The sequence below is a fragment of the Martinezella sp. CNPSo 3959 genome (genome assembly GCF_057784355.1).
Genome location: NZ_JBXSOV010000003.1, coordinates 106,489 through 125,072, shown reverse-complemented (window position 1 = coordinate 125,072; position 18,584 = coordinate 106,489). Strand labels below are relative to the sequence as shown.

16 protein-coding genes and 1 pseudogene are annotated in these 18,584 nt (G+C 57.0%); 9 read left to right on the top strand and 8 right to left on the bottom strand.

The features are described from left to right. Positions 1–41 precede the first annotated feature (41 nt). The 3 genes from AC13RE_RS11265 to dnaK form a co-directional block, all read right to left on the bottom strand. Positions 42–323 carry a chaperone modulator CbpM gene (locus tag AC13RE_RS11265; protein ID WP_488562971.1) on the bottom strand — a complete coding sequence of 94 codons (282 nt, stop codon included), beginning with the start codon at positions 321–323 and terminating at the stop codon, positions 42–44. After that, positions 320–1,222 (bottom strand): DnaJ C-terminal domain-containing protein, encoded by a 903-nt coding sequence (locus AC13RE_RS11260; protein WP_488562970.1) that lies wholly within the window; start codon positions 1,220–1,222, stop codon positions 320–322. The genes AC13RE_RS11265 and AC13RE_RS11260 overlap by 4 nt, the downstream gene beginning before the upstream one ends. A gap of 231 nt (positions 1,223–1,453) precedes the next feature. Then, positions 1,454–3,406 (bottom strand): molecular chaperone DnaK, encoded by a 1,953-nt coding sequence (dnaK, locus tag AC13RE_RS11255; RefSeq protein ID WP_488563143.1) that lies wholly within the window; start codon positions 3,404–3,406, stop codon positions 1,454–1,456. Between the two features lie 574 nt (positions 3,407–3,980). On the opposite strand from dnaK, the gene AC13RE_RS11250 reads away from it, so the two are divergent. The 6 genes from AC13RE_RS11250 to AC13RE_RS11225 all read left to right on the top strand — a co-directional run bounded on the left by AC13RE_RS11250 (position 3,981) and on the right by AC13RE_RS11225 (position 9,149). After that, positions 3,981–4,175 carry a hypothetical protein gene (locus AC13RE_RS11250; protein WP_112400194.1) on the top strand — a complete coding sequence of 65 codons (195 nt, stop codon included), beginning with the start codon at positions 3,981–3,983 and terminating at the stop codon, positions 4,173–4,175. Positions 4,176–4,233: 58 nt separating this feature from the next. Further along, positions 4,234–5,232, top strand: coding sequence for a cation diffusion facilitator family transporter (locus AC13RE_RS11245; protein WP_488562969.1), 999 nt, complete (start codon positions 4,234–4,236; stop codon positions 5,230–5,232). A 272-nt stretch (positions 5,233–5,504) separates the two neighbouring features. Continuing rightward, positions 5,505–6,071 (top strand): HdeD family acid-resistance protein, encoded by a 567-nt coding sequence (locus AC13RE_RS11240; protein WP_488562968.1) that lies wholly within the window; start codon positions 5,505–5,507, stop codon positions 6,069–6,071. Positions 6,072–6,145: 74 nt separating this feature from the next. After that, positions 6,146–6,775: a nucleotide exchange factor GrpE gene (grpE, locus tag AC13RE_RS11235; protein WP_488562967.1), complete on the top strand. Its 630-nt coding sequence runs from the start codon at positions 6,146–6,148 to the stop codon at positions 6,773–6,775. A 654-nt stretch (positions 6,776–7,429) separates the two neighbouring features. Beyond that, positions 7,430–7,843 carry an organic hydroperoxide resistance protein gene (locus AC13RE_RS11230; protein ID WP_488484697.1) on the top strand — a complete coding sequence of 138 codons (414 nt, stop codon included), beginning with the start codon at positions 7,430–7,432 and terminating at the stop codon, positions 7,841–7,843. Between the two features lie 13 nt (positions 7,844–7,856). Beyond that, positions 7,857–9,149, top strand: coding sequence for an epoxide hydrolase family protein (locus AC13RE_RS11225; protein WP_488562966.1), 1,293 nt, complete (start codon positions 7,857–7,859; stop codon positions 9,147–9,149). A gap of 140 nt (positions 9,150–9,289) precedes the next feature. Here AC13RE_RS11225 and AC13RE_RS11220 read toward each other — a convergent pair whose 3' ends face one another. The 4 genes from AC13RE_RS11220 to AC13RE_RS11205 form a co-directional block, all read right to left on the bottom strand. Continuing rightward, positions 9,290–10,213 (bottom strand): LysR family transcriptional regulator, encoded by a 924-nt coding sequence (locus AC13RE_RS11220; RefSeq protein WP_488562965.1) that lies wholly within the window; start codon positions 10,211–10,213, stop codon positions 9,290–9,292. Positions 10,214–10,373: 160 nt separating this feature from the next. Continuing rightward, entirely contained in the window at positions 10,374–11,174 is an 801-nt protein-coding gene (locus AC13RE_RS11215; protein WP_488562964.1) for an SDR family NAD(P)-dependent oxidoreductase, read from the bottom strand. A 296-nt stretch (positions 11,175–11,470) separates the two neighbouring features. Next, positions 11,471–13,054 (bottom strand): MDR family MFS transporter, encoded by a 1,584-nt coding sequence (locus AC13RE_RS11210; protein ID WP_488562963.1) that lies wholly within the window; start codon positions 13,052–13,054, stop codon positions 11,471–11,473. Positions 13,055–13,077: 23 nt separating this feature from the next. Further along, a complete protein-coding gene (locus AC13RE_RS11205) occupies positions 13,078–14,283 on the bottom strand; it encodes an HlyD family secretion protein (RefSeq protein WP_488562962.1) in 1,206 nt (401 codons plus the stop codon). A 317-nt stretch (positions 14,284–14,600) separates the two neighbouring features. Between AC13RE_RS11205 and AC13RE_RS11200 the strand changes: the two genes are divergently transcribed. After that, on the top strand, positions 14,601–15,251 hold the full coding sequence (locus tag AC13RE_RS11200; RefSeq protein ID WP_132720904.1) for a TetR/AcrR family transcriptional regulator: 651 nt from the start codon (positions 14,601–14,603) through the stop codon (positions 15,249–15,251). 528 nt (positions 15,252–15,779) lie between these two features. Further along, positions 15,780–16,592, top strand: coding sequence for a tetratricopeptide repeat protein (locus AC13RE_RS11195; protein ID WP_488562961.1), 813 nt, complete (start codon positions 15,780–15,782; stop codon positions 16,590–16,592). A 13-nt stretch (positions 16,593–16,605) separates the two neighbouring features. Here AC13RE_RS11195 and AC13RE_RS11190 read toward each other — a convergent pair whose 3' ends face one another. Then, positions 16,606–17,325 (bottom strand): hypothetical protein, encoded by a 720-nt coding sequence (locus AC13RE_RS11190; protein WP_488484690.1) that lies wholly within the window; start codon positions 17,323–17,325, stop codon positions 16,606–16,608. A 146-nt stretch (positions 17,326–17,471) separates the two neighbouring features. Between AC13RE_RS11190 and AC13RE_RS11185 the strand changes: the two are divergent. Beyond that, a pseudogene (locus AC13RE_RS11185) lies at positions 17,472–18,494 on the top strand (methyl-accepting chemotaxis protein); the annotation flags it as partial. Positions 18,495–18,584: the final 90 nt, after the last annotated feature.

The window sequence follows — 18,584 nt, the reverse complement described above, 5'->3', positions numbered from 1 at the left end:
ATCTCGCTCTGGAGGGGCTGTCAACTGTTTCAACCCACGCCTCAGGGTAGTGTATCCTTCAGATTAGATTGCAACTGTTCAAAAGCACGCCGCATGCCGTGTAGCTGGTCGAGCAGATGCAGGATGACGTCGACCCCAGCATCGTTCGCGCCGACCTTTTCCGTCAGGTCGCGAATGAGATGGACCCGGGCGATATCGGCATCCGAGAAACCCGGCCCGGACGGTGTGTCCTGTGGTATGACCCATTCCTGCTCGATCCATAGTTCCAGTGTTTTCACTTTGAGACCCGACTGTGTGAGAAACTCCGTCTTCGTGATGATCATGACCTGTCCTCGCGTGGGTTGAAGTCTCTTCCGCCCGACCAGTTCGACACGAAGGTCTCAAGCTCTGGATCAGTGTGCTTGGGTAGGACAATCTTGAGCTTGACGAATTCATCGCCATGTCCTCCTCCCCGCTGCGGAGCACCCTTGCCGCGAAGGCGCAGCGTTGTCCCCGTGTTCGATCCTTTTGGGATCGACATGGACACGTCGCCGGTTGGTGTCGGCACGCGTATCTTCCCGCCGAGCACGGCCTCGTTGAGCGAAATCGGCAATTCTATCGATATGTTGTCCCCATCGCGCTCGAAGCGGGGATCGGGTAGAACTTCGACCTGAATGAGAGCGTCGCCAGGCCCGCCCTTCCCCGCGCCGGGAGCACCTTTGCCCTTGAGACGAAGGATCTTGCCGTCGACGAGGCCAGCCGGGATGGTGACATCAAGGGTGCCCTCGCCCGGCAGCGTTAGGCGCTTGCTAGCGCCAGTGATCGATTCAACGAACGATATGGGCAGCGTGTAATGTAGATCTTCGCCGCGGCGGTTTGCCCGGCTGCGTTGACTGCGCCTCAGCAGGTCCGCGAAAGCATCGTCGGACTCCATGAAGTCCGCAAAGCCGGATGTATTCATATAGGGGTGACCATCGTCGGAATGCGCGAAATCCCTGTAATAATGATGTTGCGGCCGTTCCGCACCGCTCTCATCGATCTCGCCGGCATCGAAGCGCTTTCGCTTGTCCGCATCACCGACCAGATCATAAGCGGCGGCAACTTCCTTGAACTTGTCTTCCGCAGATTTATCGCCGGGGTTCAGGTCAGGATGCAGCTTTTTTGCAAGCTTGCGATATGCGGACTGAATATCCGATGCGGAGGCGGTGGGACTGACCCCAAGAACCTCATAAGGATTTTTCACGTCTTACTCCGGATATGATTGAGTTGCCCATTTTTTCGACTGAGAGTTCCGTCGGACATCCATGCTGCCTCACGCGAGGCGGAACAGGAATGAAGAAGAGACGGCCCCAGTCATCCCCCGCGGGAAAATCACTGCAAGTCCGGCCAGACGCAGCACCTGATGGCCGGATCTCGCCCGCGATTATGCGCGAGACGATCGGGGGACGGATTGCCAAGCTCCGCCCCATCGATCTCAATTCGCTTTCTTCTGATCGTCGTCGAGCTCGGTGAATTCAGCATCGACGACATCATCATTTCCCGAAGCCGGTGAAGCTGTTTCAGATTGCTGAGGTTGCGAATAAACCGCCTCGGCTAATTTCATGCTGGCCTGCTGAAGCGCATTGACCTTGGCTGTTATCGCGTCGCCGTCATTGCCTTTCAATGCTTCACGGAGATTCGACACGGCATCTTCGATCGTCCGGCGATCGGCATCCGCAATCTTTGCGCCGTGCTCGGCCAAAGTTTTCTCCGTTTCGTGAATAAGAGCATCGCCGGCATTTTTGGCCTCGATGGTTTCCCGGCGCTTCTTGTCCTCGCTCGCATGGGTTTCGGCATCCTTGACCATTCTTTCGATATCGGCTTCGGAAAGACCGCCGGAGGCTTGGATCTGGATGTTCTGTTCCTTGCCGGTCCCCTTATCCTTGGCTGAGACGTTGACGATACCGTTGGCATCGATATCGAAGGTGACCTCGATCTGAGGAGTGCCACGCGGTGCCGGCGGGATTCCCATCAGATCGAACTGGCCGAGGAGCTTGTTGTCGGCAGCCAGTTCCCGCTCCCCCTGGAAAACGCGGATCGTCACCGCGTTCTGGTTGTCCTCAGCGGTGGAGAATATCTGGCTCTTGCGCGCGGGGACGGTCGTGTTGCGCTCGATGAGACGCGTAAAGACGCCGCCCAAGGTTTCCAGCCCGAGCGACAGTGGCGTGACGTCGAGAAGCAGGACGTCCTTGACGTCACCCTGCAACACACCCGCCTGAATCGCGGCACCGACGGCGACCACCTCATCAGGGTTCACGCCCTTATGAGGCTCCTTGCCGAAGATCTTTTCGACGACCTCCTGGATTTTCGGCATTCTGGTCATGCCGCCGACCAGCACAACCTCGCTCACTTCCTTCGCCGTCAGACCGGCGTCTTTCAGGGCGCTGAGGCATGGTTCGATTGTTCGCTGCACGAGATCTTCAACCAGGGACTCGAACTTGGCGCGCGTAATTTTGACCTGCAGATGCTTGGGTCCGGTGGCGTCGGCGGTGATGAAAGGAAGGTTGATTTCGGTCTGAGTTGTCGTCGAAAGTTCGATCTTCGCCTTTTCGGCAGCCTCTTTCAGACGCTGCAGCGCGAGCTTGTCGGTCTTCAGGTCGATGCCCTGCTCTTTCTTGAACTCCGAGCAGAGATATTCGACAAGACGCATATCGAAATCTTCGCCGCCGAGGAACGTGTCGCCATTCGTCGACTTCACCTCGAAGACGCCATCTCCGATGTCGAGGATCGAAATGTCGAAGGTGCCGCCGCCAAGGTCATAGACAGCAATCTTCGCTTGCTTCTTCTTCTCAAGCCCATATGCTAGCGCTGCGGCTGTCGGCTCGTTGATGATACGCAGAACCTCAAGCCCCGCGATTTTGCCGGCATCCTTGGTGGCCTGCCGTTGCGCATCATTGAAATAGGCAGGAACCGTGATGACCGCCTGCGTCACCTTCTCTCCGAGGTTCGCTTCGGCGGTTTCCTTCATTTTCTGCAGGATGAAGGCCGAAATCTGGGACGGTGAGTAGCTCTTGCCTTCCGCCTCGACCCAAGCGTCGCCATTGCCCGCCTTGACGATCTTATAAGGAACAAGGCCCTTATCCTTTTCGACCGTCGGGTCATCGTAACGACGACCGATGAGACGCTTCACGGCGAAAATCGTGTTTGTGGGGTTGGTGACCGCTTGTCTGCGCGCAGGCTGGCCAACCAGGCGTTCGCCATCGCTAGTGAAGGCAACGATCGAGGGCGTCGTTCGCGCACCTTCCGAGTTCTCGATAATTCGCGTGTTCTTGCCGTCCATCACAGCAACGCAGGAGTTGGTCGTACCCAGATCGATTCCGATAACTTTACTCACCGTATTACTCCTCTGTTTCCTTCGCGGATTTGATGTTCGCGCCCCGCACAGCATCCGTCCGGGATCACCCCTGTGCCAGCTCGCCCATGCCACCATTCCTCAAGAAGCAACGGCGACCGTCCGGAAGGGACCCTGCCACCGCCATGACATCGGGCAACGAACTGGTACTGCCGAAAGGCAGCTGCAACCGTCGTGCCAGTTTTCGATATTCATAAATATCAATTACTTATAGGAAATTTGACGAACTTCTCAGACAGGATGTCTTGCACCGATCGGACAAAATGTCCGTCATCACACCGGCATCTTGCAATCGTCACGACCCCATCGCGTGCATTGAATTGGAAAAGAGACCGGCTTCCAATCCAACACTCCGGATAAACGAGAACAATCTTACAAACATGCTCGCCGGCGTGGACATTTTGTCCAAAATCCAACCGACATAATGTCGGGAGTCAAAGCTCTTGTAGTCATAGCCGATTGGTTATGCTGACCTTTTAGAACTGGCACGACCGTTGCTTCAGTCTCGTTGCACAATCTACTTGGCCGACACTACTCTTTACCATTGGCAAGATTTAGGCCGGGAGCAGATTTGCGTGAGTTCTGAGTTGGGTTGCAGAGGAGATTCCCCATGCAAGAATACGATCTTTACATCAACGAAAAAAAGCCTGCCATCGGCCTCTACGTGCGCGCCGGAGCAAGTCTTCCAGACTTTGCCGATCCAAAGGAGTGGATTTTTGACGGCACCGACGCGGCGGATCTTCTGCCGCCGAGTGTCATCGAAGGGGTAGCCGCAGCCGGACATGCATTCCGTGACATGGATTAATGCCATTCGATCGGTTAATGTGATTTTGCTGGCGTCAACTTTTTCATAGGAGACGGCGGTGTCCGCAGCGATTTCCGATCCGCGCGTGCAGGGGCGACATACCGCCCGAACAGCCGTATATGCCGCATTGGCAGGCAACATCGCAGTCGCAATAACGAAGCTCGTTGCTGCCGTAGCGACCGGCAGCGCCGCGATGTTCAGCGAGGCTGTGCACTCAGTCGTCGATTGCGGAAACGAAGGGCTTATTCTCTATGGATATCATCGTGCCGTTCGAAGGCCAGACCTCGTCCATCCCCTCGGCTTCGGCCGTGAACTCTATTTCTGGAGTTTCATTGTCGCACTGCTGCTGTTTGCGTTAGGCGCAGGCGTTTCGATCTACCAAGGCATACGGCATGTGCTGGATCCGCAACCAATTGAACATGCACAGATCAGCTACATCGTTCTGGCCCTTTCTTTCATGTTCGAGAGCGCGTCCTGGGTTGTCGGCTGGCGGGCCTTCGCAAAGGCCCGCGGCAACCTCGGCTTCTGGAAAGCATTCCGCCAAAGCAAGGATCCACCTGCATTTATGGTGCTGTTCGAAGACAGCGCCGCCCTGATCGGTATTGCCATTGCCATGACCGGGATTGCCGCGGCCGAAAAGCTTCAAATGCCGGTGCTGGATGGAGTAGCATCTATTCTGATCGGCATTGTTCTGGCGATAACGGCGATCCTTTTGGCGATCGAGAGCAAAAGCCTGCTCATAGGAGAACGGGCAACCCCGGCGCTGGTCGAGGCCATTTGCAATATTGCACAGGAACAACGTGGCGTTGTGCACGCAAACAGCGCACTGACGGCCCAGCTCGCTCCCGATCAGGCGATGGTGGCACTGAGTATTGAATTCGATCCTACTTTATTCACCGAGCAGATTGAGGAATGCGTAGCTTCGATCGAGGAAAAGGTCCGCTTAGCACATCCCGAGGTCGTTGCTTTATTTGTCAAACCGCAGACGCTTGAGCAATTCGAAAGAGCTCGCAGGAAACGGTTCGGCAATTACCTGTTTTCAGCTACGCCGCCATAGGGCTGGGATGCCCAGATCAACCATCTCCTTCGATCGCCACCGAGAACTTCATCCTGATTATTACCATTGGTTTATACGACATGTTGTCCCCGCAAGTTCGGACAATATGTCCATTGCGTTCTGTGTCGCTGAAGCAACGTACTGTTTTTAAACGTCATTCCAATTGGCACGCTCATTGCCTTCTTCCAATATGAGCTCGGAAGAATGCTCGCTCGGCAACCTGGAGCCGGATTCGAAATCCTTGCCGCCGAGTCGGGCGAAGGAGGCTGCAGATGACGTCGATCAACGTGATTCCCGCCCGGCGGGAGACATTTGCCAATGCGCACAGGAAGTGGGGCTGGTTCCTCTTCCTCGGTGTCGTCTTTGTCGCCCTCGGCGCCATTGCTGCCGGCAACCTGTTCTATGCAACGATTACCGCTGTCTTCTACGTCGGCATCCTTATGACCATGGCTGGGACATTGCAGGTTCTGCATGCTTTCAGCGTCAGGACGTGGGGTGGTTTTTTGCTGTGGCTCATCAGTGGCTTATTCTATGCAATAGCCGGTGCAACCGCCTTCGCCAATCCTGCGCTCGCCTCCGTGATCCTCACCTTGCTGCTTGCGGTGCTCACCTTATCGTCTGGCGCGCTCCGACTGCTTATTGGCATTCGCGCGAGGTGGACAAAAGGCTGGGGCTGGATCATCGCATCCGGTGCGGTGACTGCCCTTGCAGGATTGATTTTCCTGGTCGGGTGGCCCGTCAACAGTATCTGGCTCCTTGGCTTGCTTTTGGCGATCGACCTGATGTTCCAGGGCATGACACTGATCGGCTTTGCCTGTCAGCTCGGAACAGTACCATGAGTTCTCCCATCCCTACATTCAAGGCGCATGTTTCGTTCCCAGCCTCCAGTGACAAATCGTGACAGGACATCGAGATGAGCAACGAGAAACGGCAACCTCACGAAAAATCGGCAAATGCCTCGAAAGACCCGCATTCGCCGAACAACCCCGTCGAAGGAAACAACAGCCAGGAGGCTGCTGCTACCGACGAACCGCCCCTCGGAATGGCCATGTCCGAAAAACTGGAACGTCTGGAGGCAGATAATAAAAGCCTTCAAGATCGCCTTCTTCGTGCTTTGGCGGAGACGGAAAATGTGCGCCGACGTGCCGAACGCGATGTAAACGATGCGCGGCAATATGCTGTCACCCAATTCGCCCGCGACATCACAAAGGTGGCCGACAACCTCGAGCGTGCAATCAGCAGCATTCCAGAGGAAATTGGTCACGGTAATGGGCCTGTACGGACGCTGATAGAAGGCGTTGAACTTACCGAAAAGGAGCTGTTGCGCACGCTGGAAAAGCACGGCGTCATCAAGCTTAGTCCCGCCGGCGAAGCATTTGATCCCAATTTTCACGAAGCAATGTTCGAAACGGAAGATCCGAGCATTCCCCACGGCACAGTCACGATGGTGGCCGAGCCTGGCTACACCATAGGAACCCGTCCCCTCAGGCCGGCAAAAGTCGCAGTGTCTCGTGGCGGCCCGCCACGTGGATCTAAAAGCTGATTGTCTGTCGACCGCTTCTATGCCGCCCTGCACGAAAACCACCGACAAAGACGCCGAACCTTCTTCGGTTTGATCGGGCCTTGCCACAATGACCATTGGTAACAGAATTGCTCCCATCCGCTTCCTGGTATTCGCCACCGTGCTGATCCTCGCGGGGGTCATTGCCGTGGCATTGCATTCCGCGTGGAACATCGCTCTCCTCATTTAGCGTCCACGACGTGCTTTGAGATCGAACGCCGCAAGCCGATGGCTGCGAATTTCGAATGGACCCGATCTCCGCCAGCAGATGAGAGCAATGCCTACCTGGCCCAAGATGAAATAAACTGTCCCGCAACGGCCAACAGCCTACCTCTGCACGGTTAGCGTCAATCGCAACTGTTATGCTTGCCGCATGACAATTTATTTCGAACCGCCCTCATTCGAGATCAATATCCTCTCTGAAAATGAGATGTAACCTCCCAGTCTTGTGGTCTGATTACAGCATTTGGGAGCGCTTAGATTGACATCGATGCGATGCCCGCCGGTCAAATCCGAGTTGAGAGGCTTATCGCATTGAAGCAGGCCGATATCACCACGAGGTCCGATGTAGCCCTGTGCATACAAAAGCGCGTCGATGTCGGCCGGAACACGGCAACTCAAGTGAGGATTGAAACGATGACCAGCAAGACCCTTTACACTGCTTACGTTCACACAATCGGCGGCCGCGACGGGGCAGCCCGAAGCTCGGATGGCCAACTCGAGGTCGAACTCGCAACCCCGGGTACCAAACGCCCCGGCACCAATCCCGAGCAACTTTTCGCAGCCGGTTGGTCGGCCTGCTTCGAGGGGGCATTGGCGCGCGCTGCCAGCCAGGCTGGCATTGAACTGCCGGATGGCACAGCAGTAGACGCCGAAGTCGATTTGAACCTCGATGACAGAGAAGGCTTCCATCTCGTCGCAAGGCTCAACGTAAGCCTGCCCGGCCTCCATCCGGACGTGGCTCAATCACTCGTCAGCTCGGCTGATGCGATCTGCCCTTACTCGAAAATGACACGGGGCGGCATTGATGCCCATGTCACGGTCGCCTGAAAGGAGAAATAAGATGTCAATCATCAGCACAGAGGTCGGCCGACGCAAGTTCGTTGCCGCGTCGCTGATCGGCGCTGCCGCCCTTAGCCTTCCTCGTATTGCGTCGGCAACCAGCACTATCGCCCCGGACAATTCGGCGGTGCGCCCGTTTAAAGTCGCCATATCCGAGGCTGCGCTTGCGGATATGAAGCAACGCGTAAAGGCAATGCGCTGGCCCGACCGCGAGACGGTCGACGATACGTCGCAAGGTCTAAAGCTTGCGACCATGAAAGCAGTCGCCGATTATTGGGCGAATGAATACGATTGGCGCAAGGCCGAAGACTCTCTGAACAAGCTGCCCAATTTCATCACCGAGATCGATGGTGTCGACATCCACTTCATCCATGTGAGATCGAAACACCCGAACGCATTGCCGATGATCATCACGCATGGTTGGCCAGGGTCGATTTTCGAACAGCTCAAGGTCATCGACCCACTGGCCGATCCTACCCGCCATGGCGGCACCGGAGCCGACGCCTTCGACGTGGTGATCCCCTCTTTGCCGGGACACGGCTTTTCGGGCAAACCGACCGAACTTGGCTGGGATCCAATCCGCATCGCCAAGGCATGGTCCGTCCTGATGGAGCGCCTCGGCTATACGCGTTACGTTGCTCAAGGCGGTGATTGGGGCAATGCGGTGACCGAACAACTGGCGCTGCTCAAGCCTTCCGGCCTGATCGCCATCCACACGAACATGCCGGCAACAGTGCCGGACGATATTGCCAAGGCGCTCGCTGCAGGCGCTGGTGCGCCGGATGACATTTCGTCGGAAGAGCTCCAGGCCTATAACCAGCTCGACTATTTCTACAAGAATGGCCTGGGCTATGCCATCGAGATGGCAAAGCGTCCGCAGACGCTCTACGCACTCGCCGATTCGCCGATCGGGCTTGCCTCGTGGATGTTCGACCATGATGCGCGCAGCATGGAATTGATCACTCGCGTCTTCGACGGCGGCCAGGAGGGACTTTCGAAGGAAGACCTGATCGACAATGTGTCGCTCTATTGGTTGACCGGAACTGCCATTTCATCGGCACGCCTCTACTGGGAAAGCAAGCTCGCCTTCTTCGCGCCCAAAGGCGTCACGCTGCCGGTCGCGGTGAGCGTCTTCCCAGATGAACTCTATCCAGCGCCTAGAAGCTGGGCCGAACGCGCCTACCCGAACCTCATCCACTACAATCGCCTCGACAAGGGTGGCCACTTCGCCGCCTGGGAACAACCGGCCGCGTTCACGAGCGAAATGCGCGCTGCCTTCCGATCGCTGCGCTGATACCAGCTAGAAATCCGAACCATAGTACAATATCAGGCCTGCGGTCATTGCGATCGCAGGCTTGTCTGCTTTGCCTCACGTGCGGTGACGATGGCTCTGCACGGTCGTGCCATGCAACAACGCATATGGGCGACAGGAATTCACTCTCTCCCCACCGGCTTGATATCCTCGAGCTGCCGCAACGCCTCACGCATGCGGGGGACCATCCAGTCCAGAAAGGCCCGCACCTTCAATGGGAGCAGACCTTGGCGCGCATAGACCAGATGCACCGGAAAGGTCTTGTTGTCGTGATCGTCCAGGATGCGAACCAATGCGCCGGTTCGTAGTTCGTCCAGTGCTTGATAGCTCGGCGCCCGCGCAATACCAATACCACGCACAGCAGCCTCGATGGCAGCCGTACTGGTATTGGCACGGATTCGGATATTCGGCGCTGCCTGGACCTTTCGCCCGTCAAGATCATAGATCCACGATGCTGTCTCGATTGCACCAAACACGGCAGCGTCGTGACTGGCAAGATCTTCGGGCTTTCTGGGTAGACCTTTGCGAGCGAGGTAGGAGGGGCTGGCATAGGTCACGAGACGAAAGTCACCTACCTTGACCGCATAGAACGAACTATCGACGAGGCGGCCCAGGCGGACACCGATATCGACATGCTCATCCACGAGATGAACTACACGATCGACGGACAGGACATTCAGTGTGATTTCAGGGTGCTCGCAAAGAAAATCGAGCGCGAGCGGCATTACCTGTTGCTGGCCGAAGAGCAACGGCATCGTGATCGCAAGCTCGCCTCTCGGAACCTCATATTCGCCCGAGGCTCGAAGCTCGGCTTCCTTGATCTGGGCCACGATCTGCCGGGCCGCCTCCACATAGTCACGGCCCGCATCGGTCAACTGAATATTCCGGCTGGTGCGGATCAACAAGTTCGTACCGAGAAAGCGCTCAAGCTCCGCTACCTTACGGCTCACGCTTGGCAGCGGTGCGTTGAGCTTTCGGCTTCCCGCAGAAAGGCTGCCGGCGTCAACGACTGCCAGCAGCACTTGCATCGCATCAAGACGGTCCATGCTATCCCCCATGAAGCCCCACTCGCTTACAATAACCCCTTCGGGGCAGGAGGGACAGAAGACCCCATTTCTGGAGCTTCGATCATTGCAGGCAGATTTGCCAACTTCACGGCGCCTTGATGCGTCGACGCCCCTTCCGCGCTTTTCGCCACGCCATCAACTATGGGGTTGAGACGCGATAGCGGGCTGCCGGCTTGGAGGTGGACAGCTTGCCGGCCATGGCTTGGCGCGCCGCCTCGTAAGCATCGAACAGCTCGCCCTCCTGAAGCGAGGGGATGGTAGCAAACTCGCCGCGATCAAGCCCGACGAGTGCCGCATCGACCAGATCTTCACCGCTCATGACGATCGCACTTGGAAGCAATTCGACCGGACGGCCGGCGATCGCCCAGAAGTCGGTGGCGGTCGCGCCTGGAAGGACCACCTGAACATGAACACCTGTCCCTTGCAGCTCGTGCCGGAGATTTTGGCTGAAGGCGACAACAAACGCTTTCGTGCCGCCATAGACGCCGTTGAGCAGTTCGGGATTGACTGCGACGATCGACGCAATGTTGATGATCGTGCCTGATCCTCGCGCGATGAATTCCGGCACGATCGCGTAAGTCAATCGCGTCAACGCCGTCACATTAAGCGAGATCATCGCGGTCATCTGTTCGATATCGGACTCGACAAGCCGCAAGGCGCCGCCAAGACCGGCATTGTTGACCAGCAAGGTAATATCCGGCGTCGTCTTCAAGAAATCCTCGACATTCGCGAGGTCTGCGGTATCGGCAAGATCGGCGGGAAGGATATCCACCTGTCGGCCTGTCCTGGCGCGAATTCGATCAGCGACCTGGCCGAGCTTATCCGCACTTCGTGCGACCAGAACGAGATCATAGCCGCGCGTCGCAAGGCGCTCTGCATAAACAGCTCCAATGCCGGTCGACGCGCCCGTGACGACGGCAGTTCCCTTGGTATTCGTCATTGTCGTTACTCCTAATCGCTCTGGAGGACGCTCACTCGCGTCCGGCCACAGATGCGAATCTAGGATGGTCGCTGCACAGGCGGGAGTTATCGAAAACGATAGTCAGCCTCTCAAAACGTCATCCCGCACCGGCCGGCTCTCCCGCACGTTGGTCGGATGGCACGACGAAGTCGGGGCGCAGCCCTGCCGGCAAGCGGAACGAGATCTATTGGATGAAAGAGCCCGAAACGCTCACCGATAGGGGATCGGTGAGCGTATTGAAGGGGATAGCGTGGCGACCAGATGGACGCGCGCGATCAATGGGCGCCTGCACCACCGCCGGCTTGCGGTTTGCGCGTAAAGAGCAGCGCGACCGCTGCGGCGGAAAGAACGATGCCGATCACGGCGAAAGTATCACCGAAGCCGAGAATGAGAGCCTGCCGTCGGACGATCTGGCCAAGTGCAATGACCGCCTTGTGGGTCGCAACAGTGGGATCGGCAACACCGTGCTGGATGAAGTAGCCGGTCAAGGTCGTAATGCGATCACGAACTTCATCGCGAGCAAGAGTGACCGACTGACCGATGATGTTGGAGTGAAATTGCTCGCGCTTGGTCAGGATCGTGCCAAGAGAGGCCGTTCCGACAGCGCCCCCAAGGTTGCGCAGCATGTTGGTGAGGCCCGAGGCGGCGGCAGCGTCCGCGGCAGCGATACCGGCCGTCGTAATGGCGGTAATCGGTGTCAAGACGAGAGCCTGGCCGATGGCGCGCACGATATTGGGTACCCAGAACTGGTCACCGGCATTGTCGGCCGAAAGCATGACATTCATGAAGCAACTGATGGCGAAGATCGAGATACCGAGAAAGCCGATATAGCGGGCATCGAAGCGCTTCATCAGGACTGGCACCAGCGGGATGAGCAAGAGTTGCGGTAAACCGGTCCAGGCAAGCACATTACCGATCTGCTCGGCGTTGTAGCGCTGCACTTGTCCAAGATATTGCGGGAGGATGTAGACAGTGCCGAAGAGTGCAACGCCGACCAGGACGTTGACGAGCACACCGATGCCAAAATTACGCTGCGTCAGCAGCCGGAGCTTCACGAGCGGCTTCTTCACCTTGAGCTCGATAAAGATAAAGGCTCCCAGAAAAACAAAGGCGACAATGCTGAGCTTGACGATGAAGGGGGAGGAGAACCAATCGTCCTTGTTGCCTTCTTCCAGCACGGTCTGCAGAGCCGAAAGGCCAACCGCCATCGTCACGATGCCCGCCCAGTCTCCTTCCTTCAGGAGGCTGAGTTGCATTGGTTGCTTTTCGAGCGTCAGGGCGAGAGCGATCGCCATGATCATGCTCGGGATGGTGTTGATGAAGAAAATGGTCTGCCAGCCGTAATTTTCCGTCAGATAGCCGCCAATCGTCGGTCCGATCGCCGGGGCAAAGGTGACCGAAAGAGCAAAGATGGCAAGACCCAGCGGCTGCTGGTTTTTCGGCAGCTTGGTCAGAACCATGGTGAAGGCCATCGGGATCAGAACGCCACCGGCAAAACCTTGCAGCCCGCGAAGCAGGATCATCGTTCCGAGATCATGCGCGAAGGCGCAGGCCATGGAAAAGAGGGGAAAGAGAACGGAGTTGACGAGAATATAGCGGCGGAAGGAAAAGACGTTGCTGAAGTAGGCCGTCAAAGGAATGACGACGATCTCGCCAATGAGATAGGATGTCGAAATCCAGGCGCCGTTGTCGACGCCTGTGCCTATGCCACCCTCAATATCGAGAAGGGAGGCATTGGTGATCTGAATATTCAGGATCGCCATAAAGGCACCGATCATTCCGGCGAGAACGGCGATCCATTCCTTGGTGCTGGCGCGCGATTGCTGAGCGTGGCCGGCTGTTGTCGTGATGGTGGACATGACACGATCTCCTGCATTCGCACCTAGTGACTGATGGCATCGGCCTTGGTGTCGATGCTGGGCTGGACGGACATTCCGGGACGCAGGTCAGTTGTGTCAGCTGTGCTTCCGTCGAGGACGATCTTGACCGGGATACGTTGAACGACCTTCGTGAAATTGCCGGTGGCGTTGTCGGGCGGTAGAAGTGCGAATTCCTGACCACTTGCCGGGGCGATGCTGTCGACGTGGCCGCGATAGATGCGGCCGGGAAACATATCGACATCGATGTCGACCGGTTGACCGGCATGGACATCGGTGAGCTGCGTTTCCTTATAGTTGGCGATAATGTAGGCCGCCGTCGTCGGAACGACCGACATCAGCTGGGTGCCGGCCTGGACATATTGTCCAACGCGTAACGTCCTGTTGCCGACGGTTCCGTCTACAGGCGCGACAATAGTCGCATAGGAGAGGTTGAGCTCGGCCTGATGCGCGACAGCCTGGTCATGAGCCAACGTCGCCCTGGCCTGAGCGAACTCGGCATTCAAGAGATCGACTTGCTTTATGGCCGCATCGAGCGCCGCGGTGTCCCGCACAATCGTCGCCTGGGCTGCAGCAATCGCGGAAGCGGTCTGCTGGGCCGTTTGAACCGGTGCATAGCCGCTGGTGGCCAGATTGGTGTAGCGCTTGTTGTTCTGTTCGGCGAAGGTTTCGTTGGCCTTGTCGACATCGAGCGTTGCCCGGGCGGCAGCGATGGTGGACTGCTGGATGTCGAGCGATGCCTGCTTGGCGTTGACTGTCGCCTCTGCAGCGGCGACATCTGCCCTCGCCTGATCGAGCGCCGTGCGGAAATCCCGATCATCGATACGGGCAAGTGGTTGGCCAGCCTTGACGACTTCATTGTCGCTGACGAGAACTTCCGACAGATAGCCGGAAACCTTCGGTGCGACTGTTGTACTATCCGCCTTGACATAGGCGTCATCGGTCGAAATTTCGAAGCGACCGTTTGTCCAATAATTGTGCCCAAAATAGGCCCCGGCGGCGGCGATCCCGACGGCAGCTGCGCCGAACAACAGCGATCGTCCAGACAGCCGCCGTCCGCGCGTCTGCGCGCCAGCGTTAGCATCTGCCTCAGCAACCCGCGGCGCCTTTCCGGCATCGAGAGTTGCTGGGACTTGCTCCGCGGTCGGATCGGCAACAGATCGACTTTCGGCAGCGTTTTCGTTCACGGCATGCAACGTTTGAACAGACATCGTCCTTCTCCTTGTGAAAGGTCGCTGTCGTCTCGGCCGCGGCCTTGAAATTGGGGTATAAGTTCTATTTAGGAAACTTATTATTTTCCTATATAAGCCAGCCGCGGACAATGTCAATATTTTAGAAAACGGGTGGTTTCCTAAATTTGCGATTTGCGGATGCTCGATCTTTTTCCTGGAGGCGCGGACCTCTGGCGCTATAGCCGGATGTTTGGGACGAAAGAGCGTGCGGCACGCTTCGATCCAGTTTTCAGTTTAGGAAACTTGTTATTTTCTAAAATGATCGTACCATGATGGAGAGACACGAGGACTTCAGGATGAGTGAGCGCAACCAGCAGGAAAAGCGATGCCGCGGCAGGCCGCAGGTTAGATCAGACGAGGAAACGAGAGACTTGATTCTCGATGCCGCAAACCAGCAATTTATGAAAGCAGGCTATGCGCCGGCGAACATCAGCATCATCGCTCAGACGGCAGGCGTTTCAACAAAGACGCTATATCGCCTGTTCCCGGCGAAGGCCGATCTGTTTTCCGACGTCATTTCAAAGACGATCAACGACTACATGCTCGCCTCGGATTTTGAGCAGCTCGCGCACTTGCCCCTTCGGGAAAGCCTCGAAAAACTGCTGATCGCCTATGGCAGACTGACGCTTTCCAACGAAACAATCATCATAACAAGGCTTGTCCTCAGCGAATCCGAACGTTTTCCCGAGATCGCAGCGGCTTTTTTTGCGCAGGCAATCCAAAAGACCAGCAAGGCAATGGAAGATTGGCTACAGACACGGATCGCCTCGCAAGAGATCGAGGTTCAGGATGTCCATACCGCGATCGGAATGCTCCGGGGAATGATGGTGATGGAACCTCAACGCGCCGTCATGCTTGGCCAAGCGGAAGAAATCGCCGACGACGAGATCGTCGCGCGCGCGCGAACCTGCGCACAGCTTTTCCTAGAAGGCTCGAAGAGGCGATAACAGACGAGAGCGTGCCTGTGCGGGAGCACTCAGGGCAAGCAGCAGCCCGATCGTCGCAATGGTGCGCATCTCGTCCTAGATGTTTCACGGGCAGGTAATGGCCACATCATCGGCCACCTGCTCCCTTCCTGATCTTACGACCACTAGCAGAATCTCAACGATCAGTCGTGGCTATCCAGTGTTCCTACATTGTCGCTTTTAATCCCCGATTCCAAACCGCGAAATACCCCGGGTCCATTGGACTTAGGGGTCAAAATCAACCGGATTTTCTGCCAAAGATTTCAATTTCAGTTTGCGATTGGGAAAGTAGCAGCGAGGGGTGGATCACGGGCAGTTTCCCAAGGGTGGTGTTTGCATAGGCAATGCCCTTCGAAAACAGGATTGGGGCCGCCAATAGGCCGTAGAACCGCGCTCACAGTAGATCTAATCGGCGAGTTGAAGAATTTGTATGGCGCGCCGCTTAGTCTGCACTTATGACTGCGATATCGGCCGCTTTTCCCAGCGGCAGCGGATAAAGGCAAGCGGGGCATGAGTATTGCGGCGGTCGAAAGTCAGGTCCGGCAAATCGTGGCTGATTTCAATGCCGGTCGTTTCAGCCAAGCGATATCCTTGTGTGAGACAAGCTTGCAGAAGGATCGGAGCAACCCGACCCTTAACCACCTTTTCGCGGCGATTTTGTTCGCCAAGGGCGATGCTGCAAAGGCAAACATCCACATTGAAATCAGTTTGGGGGGCATACCTGATAACGCGCCTGGCCAACTGCTTGCTGGGCGCATCGCGCGGTCGTTGGGAGATTTCAACCGAGCTATATTTCACCTCGGACGCGCCGCCACATTATCTACGAATGTCGAAATCCTTCTTGAGCAAGCTCGTACCTTCGATGCCGCAGGAGATCGGAACCGGGCAGCCGGCGCTTGGAAGGCATTGAACCGTGCCAACCCCGCTTCGCGGGAGGCTGCCGCGCGCCTCGGTCGGATACTTTTTGAAGACGGATCGCCCGATGACGCGGCTGCGGTCCTGGAAGGCGTAGCAGCAATCGACAGGTCTCCCTCGATGTGGTTTGACCTGGGCTTGGTTCGGCAGGATTTGCACGACTTGGCTGGTGCGGCCGAAGCTTATCGCAAAGCGCTGGAACAGCGACCTGACGACGCCGAGGCAGCCGTCAATCTAGGCATCGTGTTGCAGGACATGGGCGATATGGACGACGCGATCGCGGCTTATCGGACGGCCTACAGCCTGAGGCCCGATACATTGGGCGCAATCGCCATGTCGCTAACTTCGGCACCGCGAGGCCAGCTATGGCTGGACCGAGAAGCGTTGAAGCGAACGCTTCAATCCTAGGTGCAGCTCACATTTAAGCCGATTCTGGCGCTACGCGCGGGCGCTTTACGCGGAAGCGCTTCCGATAAACTCCGGGATTGGCGAGAACCTCTGCCACGGTTTTCTCATAGGCGCTCTTGTACGTCCCGTCGAAACCTTCAAAGATCAGATCGGGAGCTGCGCGCGGGACCGGAAAGCACTGTGCAATCGGGGTACCCTTTGGCAGCACGCCTGAAAAATGAGGATCGGTCCAGATTGCCGGGAAGTTGATTCCCGCATCATAAAAGCGATCAGAATCTACGACACCCGTCAACAAGCGGAAGGGAAGCTCGTTGCGATTGACCGGGTGCATGGCAAAAAGTGACCAGCCCTCCTCCAGTTCGATCGTCCAAAAGCTGTTGAATTTCACAGCCGCCAGCCCGTTGGAAAACGGTGCGCCAGCAAGCTGCTCAGCAACATGAAAACTGAGCGGTGATCGCGGATGTCCTTCGGTCGAGGGCTCTGGGATGCCCCAATCCCACGTGAAGACACCGCTTCGAACGGTGACATCGCACGGCAGCAGAATCATAAAACCGTGGGACATGGCGTCAACAAAGGGAGGGCACTGCTTTACGGTTCGAATTTCCCGACCGTGAATCTCGGAATGCGCCTTCGCGGGCATGGCGCGGAGCCAGTCCGGCAGAATGCTGCGAGCTGGAGCGGGACGAGGCAGATGGTCGACAAGCGCAGGATCACACCGAAACACGACACGCATTGAATTGCCTCGAGACGTTAACGAAGAAGTTCCGCTCAAATGTCGGAAAACTCCACGCTAGCAGATCCTAGAACTGCCGGTGATGCAAGTGGGTTTGGAAGGGAGCTCGCAGTCCTCGCAACCGATCGAAACGGCATCGCAACGAGTGTTTGACCAATCTCGCCGAGGGAGATCTGTCGCAAGAAATCGAGAAGGCTTTCATTCCTTCGCTTGAGCGGTTGCGAACCGATTTCAACAGCGCCTCCGACAAGCTGAAGCAAGCAATGGCAACGGTCGCAGAAAACGCCCATGCGATTGCCTCTGGATCGAATGAGGTGCGGGTTGCTGCAGATGATCTTGCCAAGCGGACCGAGCAGCAGGCAGCCTCGATTGAGGAGACCGCTGCCGCCCTCGAGGAGATCACCACGACCGTGAAGAATTCCAGCCAAAGGGCTGAAGAAGCAGGAAGACTCGTTGCGCGAGCAAGAGCCCATGCCGAGCATTCAGGCGGCGTCGTGCGCAATGCCATTGGTGCCATGGATCAGATCGAGGCCTCTTCGCGCGAGATCTCCAGCATCATCGGCGTTAGCGATGAGATTGCCTTTCAGACGAACCTTTTGGCGCTGAATGCGGGAGTCGAAGCTGCGAGAGCCGGAGATGCAGGCAAAGGCTTTGCCGTTGTGGCACAAGAAGTCCGCGAACTCGCTCAACGATCGGCAAAGGCGGCGAAAGAGATCAAGACCTTGATCACCGCATCTGGCGCCCAGGTCGCCAATGGTGTCGCCCTGGTGACCAATGCCGGCGGGGCTCTGCAGGAAATCGCCGCCCAAGTCCAGGAGATCGACACCAACGTCGTGGCGATCGTCGAGGCGGCGAGAGAACAGTCGACCGCTCTCGGCGAGATCAATCAGGCAGTCGATACGGTCGATCAAAGCACACAGAAAAATGCGGCGATGGTAGAGGAGCAGACGGCGGCCAGCCATAGTCTCGCACGCGAGGCAGCCGCATTGTTCCAGCTGCTCGGGCAATTCAAATATGGCGAGGGCGCGCGAACAGCCCAACCGGCCAAGCCACTCAATCGTCCGGCCCATCCTTCCCTTCAAGCCGCTGGCCGGCGTATGCGGCCGCAGCTCCAGACGCAAGGTTCTACCGCATTGGCCGTTAGCGACGATAGCTGGGAAGAGTTTTAACCGCCACCAGCACGTCATACCTAGTTGAAAGCGGCTGGCCTTACAACCGAGCACAATCGCGGTCCTACATAGTAGCTGGCGATATAAAGA

Bases quoted from the DNA above. Each gene is read 5' to 3' on its own strand.
- AC13RE_RS11200 (WP_132720904.1), top strand. From the start codon at position 14,601: ATGAGTGAGCGCAACCAGCAGGAAAAGCGATGCCGCGGCAGGCCGCAG.
- AC13RE_RS11250 (WP_112400194.1), top strand. From the start codon at position 3,981: ATGCAAGAATACGATCTTTACATCAACGAAAAAAAGCCTGCCATCGGC.
- AC13RE_RS11220 (WP_488562965.1), bottom strand. From the start codon at position 10,213: ATGGACCGTCTTGATGCGATGCAAGTGCTGCTGGCAGTCGTTGACGCC.
- AC13RE_RS11265 (WP_488562971.1), bottom strand. From the start codon at position 323: ATGATCATCACGAAGACGGAGTTTCTCACACAGTCGGGTCTCAAAGTG.
- AC13RE_RS11240 (WP_488562968.1), top strand. From the start codon at position 5,505: ATGACGTCGATCAACGTGATTCCCGCCCGGCGGGAGACATTTGCCAAT.
- dnaK (WP_488563143.1), bottom strand. From the start codon at position 3,406: ATGCTGTGCGGGGCGCGAACATCAAATCCGCGAAGGAAACAGAGGAGT.
- AC13RE_RS11210 (WP_488562963.1), bottom strand. From the start codon at position 13,054: ATGTCCACCATCACGACAACAGCCGGCCACGCTCAGCAATCGCGCGCC.
- AC13RE_RS11215 (WP_488562964.1), bottom strand. From the start codon at position 11,174: ATGACGAATACCAAGGGAACTGCCGTCGTCACGGGCGCGTCGACCGGC.
- AC13RE_RS11225 (WP_488562966.1), top strand. From the start codon at position 7,857: ATGTCAATCATCAGCACAGAGGTCGGCCGACGCAAGTTCGTTGCCGCG.
- AC13RE_RS11230 (WP_488484697.1), top strand. From the start codon at position 7,430: ATGACCAGCAAGACCCTTTACACTGCTTACGTTCACACAATCGGCGGC.
- grpE (WP_488562967.1), top strand. From the start codon at position 6,146: ATGAGCAACGAGAAACGGCAACCTCACGAAAAATCGGCAAATGCCTCG.
- AC13RE_RS11195 (WP_488562961.1), top strand. From the start codon at position 15,780: ATGAGTATTGCGGCGGTCGAAAGTCAGGTCCGGCAAATCGTGGCTGAT.
- AC13RE_RS11205 (WP_488562962.1), bottom strand. From the start codon at position 14,283: ATGTCTGTTCAAACGTTGCATGCCGTGAACGAAAACGCTGCCGAAAGT.
- AC13RE_RS11190 (WP_488484690.1), bottom strand. From the start codon at position 17,325: ATGCGTGTCGTGTTTCGGTGTGATCCTGCGCTTGTCGACCATCTGCCT.